The organism is Flavobacterium sp. FPG59, assembly GCF_002150205.1.
Lineage (GTDB): Bacteria > Bacteroidota > Bacteroidia > Flavobacteriales > Flavobacteriaceae > Flavobacterium.
The window spans coordinates 1-6,653 of the sequence record NZ_MTCA01000167.1; the positions used below are offsets into that span (position 1 = coordinate 1).

Genomic DNA, 6,653 nt, shown 5'->3' on the forward strand with positions numbered 1-6,653 from the left:
AGTTTAAATACAAGTTTGATAAAAAAATATTAGTTTATAATGTATAAAATGTACTTAAAGAGAATTCTAGATTTTATTCTGGCTTTATTTGGAATAGTGATATTATCTCCTGTTTTTATAGTCGTTTCTATTGGACTTTTTTTTGCCAATAACGGCAAACCTTTTTTCTTTCAGTTACGTCCCGGTAAAAATGAAAAGCTGTTTAAAATCATAAAGTTCAAAACCATGAACGACAAAAGGGATGCTGAGGGTAATTTACGCTCAGATGAACTCAGGCTTACAAAAATTGGAAGTTTTGTTCGAAAAACTTCTTTAGACGAAATACCACAATTAATCAATGTTTTAAAGGGGGATATGAGCCTTATAGGACCACGACCACTTTTACCACAATATTTACCATTGTACTCAGAAGAGCAAAAAAAGCGACACCAGATTAAACCAGGGATAACGGGTTGGGCTCAAGTAAATGGAAGAAATGCCATCAGTTGGGAACAAAAATTTGAATACGATGTCTGGTATGTGACACAGTGTTCTTTCTTATTGGATATGAAAATAGTATTAATGACAGTAAAAAAGGTTTTTGTGAAAGAAGGAATTAGTCAAGAGGGTCAAGCAACAATGGAAGTTTTTAAAGGATAGTTGACGATGGATAGTATTTATATTTTTGGTTCTAGCGGTCATGCAAAGGTTATTATTGATATAGTAATTTCTAATAATAAAACTGTCGCTGCTTTAGTAGATGATAACCCATTATCGGCCGAATTAATGAATATACCAATCATTAGCACATCACTATTTCAGTTTACCTGTGATATGTATTTTTTAATAGCTGTTGGAAATAATAGATTTAGGAAAAATATAGTTACAAAAAATAATTTTAAATATGACAATGCTATCCATAAAACAGCTTCTATTTCTAATTTTGTAAAACTAGGAATGGGAAATGTAGTAATGCCTAGTTCAGTAATAAATGCTGATAGTACAATAGGTAATCATTGTATAATTAATTCAAATTCAGTTGTTGAGCACGATTGTTTTTTGGAAGACTTTGTTCATATTTCTCCCTCAGCTGCCTTAGCAGGCAATGTTTTTGTAGGCGAAGGTGCGCAGGTTGGAATTGGAGCTTGTGTAAAGCAAGGAATAAAAATTGGTAGATGGTCAACTATAGGTGCAGGATCAGTTATTTTAAATGATGTCCCAGATTATGCCGTAGTAGTGGGAAATCCAGGGAGGTTAATAAAGTACAATTCTAATGCTGATGAAACGAATCTTTGATTTGTTGTTTTCTATAGTAGGGCTTCTATTTTTGGGTTGGATGATTTTGTTTGTTTTGCTTATAGCCTCAATGGATACTCGTTCTTTTGGTATTTTTACGCAAACTCGAATCGGGCAAAACGGAAATAAATTTAAGATTTTCAAAATAAAATCAATGCTTGATGGCAATAAGTCCATTTCAAAGTGGGGTAGCTTTTTAAGAAAAAGTAAACTGGATGAACTACCTCAATTATTTAACATCCTTCTTGGCGACATGAGTTTTGTGGGGCCAAGACCAGACGTAGTTGGTTATTACAACAGCTTGCAAGGAGAAGAGCGACTGATTTTAAAGTTAAAACCAGGCTTGACGAGTGAGGCATCCTTAAAATATTTTGACGAGGAATTTCTTTTACAACAACAAGAAAACCCAAAGGGATACAACGACACCGTTTTTTTTCCAGATAAAGTAAAACTCAATTTAGACTATTATTACAACCATTCATTACTTGGCGATATAAAGATTATTTTAAAAACATTATTGAGATACGTACAATGAACAATCATAAAATATGGCTTTCTTCACCGCACATGGGCGGAAGTGAGCAAAACTATGTAAACGAAGCATTTGATACTAACTGGGTGGCTCCTTTGGGACCTAATGTAAACGGTTTAGAACAGGATTTAGAGTCTTATTTAGGACAAGATGCTGCAGTTGGAGCACTTAGTTCGGGAACGGCGGCTATTCATTTAGGATTAGTTTTGTTAGGGGTTCAAGCAGGAGATGTGGTGTTGTGCCAAAGCATGACATTTTCGGCATCCGCAAATCCTATTTTGTATCAAGGCGCTATTCCAGTTTTTATAGATAGTGAATCACAAACTTGGAATTTATGCCCTATTGCTCTAGAACAAGCTATTGTTAGTGAAATAGCCAAAGGCAAAAAACCAAAAGTGATAATTGCCGTGCACTTGTATGGGGTTCCATATCAAATAGAAACGATACGAGCTATAGCTGATGCTTACCAAATCCCGATTTTAGAGGATAGTGCAGAAGCTTTAGGTAGTTCTTACAAAGGACAAAAATGCGGTACTTTTGGAGATATTGGTGTGTTGTCTTTTAACGGTAATAAAATTATCACAACATCGGGTGGTGGTGCTATTGTTACTCCTACCGCAGCCTTAAAACAAAAAGCCCTTTTCTATGCGACCCAATCTAGAGATGACGCACCTCATTATCAGCATAGCGCTATTGGGTACAACTACCGTATGAGTAATATTTGTGCCGGAATTGGAAGAGGACAAATGGAAGTATTGGATGGTCATGTGGCGCTGCGTAGAAAAATGAATGCTTTTTATCAGGATGTGTTTAGTGATATCGCAGCAGTAAGTGTTTTTACAGTGCCTAGCAGTGATTATTTCGCAAATTACTGGCTGAGTGCCATTGTGGTGGAACCAAATTTAGAAAAGGGAATTCATAGAGAAGCTTTGCGATTGGCATTTGAAGCTGCTAATATTGAATGCCGACCTCTATGGAAACCAATGCATTTACAGCCTATTTTTCAACAATATGCGTATTATGGAAGCAACATTGCTGAAACCTTATTTGAAAATGGATTATGCCTCCCTTCGGGATCCAATCTTACGGATGATGAAAGAGATAGGATTTCTGCAGTTATACAAGAATTTTTTAACAAGCATGATTAATATGAATTGTATATTTCATTATAAAATTTTCTCATTTATACTACTATGAATATAGAACAAACTTTTATAAAAGATCTAATACTGATTTCCCCAAGTGTTTTTGAAGACTCAAGGGGGTATTTTTTTGAGGCATACAGTAAAAATAGATTTTATGATTTAGGCATAGATATTGATTTTGTACAAGATAATCAGTCTTTTTCACAAAAAGGGACTTTGAGAGGATTGCATTATCAAAATCCACCTTATGCACAAACCAAGTTGGTGCGGGTGTTGCAAGGGGAGATTATGGATGTAGCAGTTGATTTGAGAAAAGATTCGCCTACTTACGGTAAGCATTTTGGTATCGTGTTATCTGCCGATAACAAAAAACAATTGTTGATTCCTCAAGGATTCGCCCATGGTTTTTCTGTTTTGAGTGAGACGGCAGTGGTGTTGTATAAATGCGATCAGTTTTACCATAAAGAAACTGAGGGAGGGATTCGTTTTGATGATCCAATTCTAGCGATTGATTGGGCAATGGATTTAAAGACTGCCGTAGTATCAGATAAAGATCTTAATTTACCGGATTTTATTCATTGTAACAACCAGTTTTAATGACAAAAATACTTGTAACAGGAGCCACCGGACAATTGGGGTCAGAGATAAAAGTATTGTCTAAGAATTATTCTAATTATGAATGGATTTTTGCTAATAGAATACAAGTTTCATTGGATGATTTGTCAGTATTGAGGAATCAATTATCAGGTATTCAACCAAGTATTATATTGAATTGTGGTGCTTATACTGCGGTGGATAAAGCGGAATCTGAACCTGAGTTAGCCGATATTGTTAATCATCAAGCGGTTCAAGTAATTGCCCAATATGCGTTTGATAATCAAATTAAACTACTTCATATTTCTACGGATTATGTTTTTGAAGGAACATCATCTGTGGCATTGACAGAAGATGCCCAGACGCAACCGATTAGTGTTTATGGTGCAACTAAAAGAGCGGGAGAGATTGCTTGTTTGGAGGAAAACCCATTGAGTGTGATCATAAGAACTTCATGGGTTTACAGTAGATTTGGTAATAATTTTGTGAAAACAATGAATCGTTTGTTACAGGAACGTGCTACCATAAGTGTGGTAAATGACCAAATAGGTTCTCCTACTTATGCAGCCGATTTAGCTCAGGCAATTATGGATATAGTAATAGCTCAGGAATGGATTCCAGGAATATATAATTATTCGAATGAAGCAAAAATCAGTTGGTATGAATTTGTTCTGACAATTCAGGAAATTGGTGGTTATAAATGTGATGTGATCGCTATTCCATCGTCATTATATCCAACACTCGCAAAAAGACCCTCATTTTCTTTATTAGATAAAACTAAAATAAAGAAAACATATGGAGTGGCTGTTCCAGAGTATAAAGTTAGTTTGCAAAAATGTTTGCAATTGTTACGTTGAACTATAAAAGTACTGAATAAAATAAATAGGTGAAGCTAAAAACTTAGTGTATATTATAAAAAATTAAAATGAAAAAAATAGTAATTACTGGGGGAGCTGGTTTTATAGGTTCGCATGTGGTACGACTTTTTATTAAGAGGTATCCGCAGTATCAAATTTTTAATTTGGATGCACTCACGTATGCGGGTAATCTAGAAAATATTAGGGATATAGAAAATGAGCCTAATTACACTTTTATAAAAGGAGATATTGTTGATGCTCCTTTTATTGAGGCCTTGTTTTTAGAACATCAGTTTGATGGGGTAGTGCATTTGGCAGCAGAATCTCATGTGGATCGTTCTATTACAGATCCGTTGTCGTTTGTCAAAACCAATGTGATAGGGACGATGAACCTTCTTAATGCCGCCAAAACGATTTGGAATGGGAATTATGAAGGAAAGCGTTTTTACCATATCAGCACCGATGAGGTATACGGGAGTTTAGGTAGTGATGGATTGTTTACTGAAATGACGGCTTATGATCCTAATTCTCCTTATTCAGCTTCAAAGGCAAGTTCAGATCACTTTGTTCGAGCTTACGGAGAAACGTACGGATTGCCATACGTAATAACAAATTGTTCCAATAATTATGGTCCATTCCATTTTCCTGAAAAATTGATTCCGCTGTTTATTAATAATATTATTCAGAACAAACCGTTACCTGTTTATGGAGATGGGAAGTACACTAGGGATTGGCTTTTTGTAGAGGATCATGCGATAGCCATTGATTTGGTATTTCACAAAGGTAAAAATCATGACACCTATAACATTGGTGGTTTTAACGAATGGCAAAATATTGACTTAGTTAAATTATTGTGCGCCATTATGGATGAAAAATTAGGTCGTCCAGCAGGAACATCAGAAAAATTGATTGTTTACGTAAAAGACCGTCCAGGTCATGATTTGCGTTATGCGATTGATGCAAGTAAAATCAATACGGCTTTGGGATGGAAGCCTTCGGTAACGTTTGAAGAAGGATTGGAGCGCACTGTAAATTGGTATTTAAATAATGAAAAGTGGTTGCATAATATTACCTCTGGGGAGTATACTAGCTATTATGAGAAACAATATAGTTAAGAAAGGATGAAAGGAATTATATTAGCTGGCGGTTCTGGTACCCGTTTACACCCGCTAACACTTGCAATGAGCAAGCAATTGATGCCTGTTTACGACAAGCCCATGATCTATTATCCATTGTCTACGTTAATGATGGCAGGTATAAACGAAGTTTTGATTATTTCAACACCACATGATTTGCCTCACTTTAAAAAATTATTAGGCGATGGATCGTCTATTGGATGTCAGTTTAGTTATGCTGAACAGTCTATACCAAATGGACTGGCCCAAGCATTTGTAATTGGAGCCGATTTTATAGGTACCGACAGTGTCGCGTTGGTTTTAGGAGATAATATTTTCTTTGGTTCTACTATAGATGAATTGTTAAAATCTAATACTAATCCTCAAGGAGGTGTTGTGTTTGCTTATCACGTTTCAGACCCTGAACGATATGGTGTTGTGGAATTTGATAATGATTTTAAAGCTGTTTCTATTGAAGAAAAACCATTGAGACCGAAATCAAATTATGCTGTTCCTGGTTTATATTTTTATGATAATTCAGTTGTAGAAATTGCAAGAAACATCAAGCCAAGTGCACGTGGGGAATATGAAATCACCGATGTGAATAGGGTATACCTCGAAAGAGGGATGCTAAAAGTTGGTATTTTAAGCAGAGGCACCGCATGGTTAGATACTGGAACATTCAACAGCTTAATGCAGGCGGGACAATTTGTTCAGGTGATTGAAGAGCGACAAGGTTTAAAAGTGGGCTGCATTGAAGAGATTGCATGGAGGCAGGGATTCATTACCAACCAACAGTTGCGAGATGTAGCAGTGCCTTTAAAAAAATCAGGTTACGGTGATTACCTGATGAGTTTATTAAAAAAAATAGAGTAACCAATAAAACTGCTCGTATCTAAATAGTATCTATTAGTAATAGGCCTTTTAATAATATCCAAAAAAATATTCTGATTTAGAACATTGGTTACCATGCATTAAAAATATAATCTTTATTAAATTATAATTTCAAATGTTTATCACTCAAAAGATTCAATTTCAAATTTTTAGCTTCAAGAATAAATAGGCGAACTATTTAAAGAAAAAAGATGTTTTGTTTTGTGGCAAAGTAGTGATTTTATTCAGTTCAGTTTCTTGA

At 35.2% G+C, this 6,653-nt stretch carries 8 protein-coding genes; all 8 read left to right on the forward strand.

Annotated features, from left to right (window positions below; all coding sequences use genetic code 11):
- Positions 1-39 precede the first annotated feature (39 nt).
- Positions 40-639 carry a sugar transferase gene (locus FPG59_RS12410; RefSeq protein ID WP_086454910.1) on the forward strand — a complete coding sequence of 200 codons (600 nt, stop codon included), beginning with the start codon at positions 40-42 and terminating at the stop codon, positions 637-639.
- Positions 640-645: 6 nt separating this feature from the next.
- Positions 646-1,275, forward strand: a complete 630-nt coding sequence (locus tag FPG59_RS12415) for an acetyltransferase (protein WP_369596816.1) — start codon at positions 646-648, stop codon at positions 1,273-1,275.
- Positions 1,253-1,810: a sugar transferase gene (locus FPG59_RS12420; protein ID WP_086454911.1), complete on the forward strand. Its 558-nt coding sequence runs from the start codon at positions 1,253-1,255 to the stop codon at positions 1,808-1,810. Before FPG59_RS12415 ends, FPG59_RS12420 begins: the two co-directional genes overlap by 23 nt.
- On the forward strand, positions 1,807-2,955 hold the full coding sequence (locus FPG59_RS12425; protein ID WP_086454912.1) for a DegT/DnrJ/EryC1/StrS aminotransferase family protein: 1,149 nt from the start codon (positions 1,807-1,809) through the stop codon (positions 2,953-2,955). The genes FPG59_RS12420 and FPG59_RS12425 overlap by 4 nt, the downstream gene beginning before the upstream one ends.
- Positions 2,956-3,000: 45 nt before the next feature.
- Complete coding sequence (rfbC, locus tag FPG59_RS12430; protein ID WP_086454913.1) at positions 3,001-3,549, forward strand: dTDP-4-dehydrorhamnose 3,5-epimerase; 549 nt, start codon at positions 3,001-3,003, stop codon at positions 3,547-3,549.
- On the forward strand, positions 3,549-4,403 hold the full coding sequence (rfbD, locus tag FPG59_RS12435) for a dTDP-4-dehydrorhamnose reductase (RefSeq protein WP_086454914.1): 855 nt from the start codon (positions 3,549-3,551) through the stop codon (positions 4,401-4,403). Before rfbC ends, rfbD begins: the two co-directional genes overlap by 1 nt.
- 68 nt (positions 4,404-4,471) lie before the next feature.
- Positions 4,472-5,518, forward strand: a complete 1,047-nt coding sequence (gene rfbB, locus FPG59_RS12440) for a dTDP-glucose 4,6-dehydratase (protein WP_086454915.1) — start codon at positions 4,472-4,474, stop codon at positions 5,516-5,518.
- A 6-nt stretch (positions 5,519-5,524) separates the two neighbouring features.
- The gene (gene rfbA / locus FPG59_RS12445) at positions 5,525-6,394 is read left to right on the forward strand and encodes a glucose-1-phosphate thymidylyltransferase RfbA (RefSeq protein WP_086454916.1); all 870 of its coding nucleotides are present in this window, start codon (positions 5,525-5,527) and stop codon (positions 6,392-6,394) included.
- Positions 6,395-6,653: the final 259 nt, after the last annotated feature.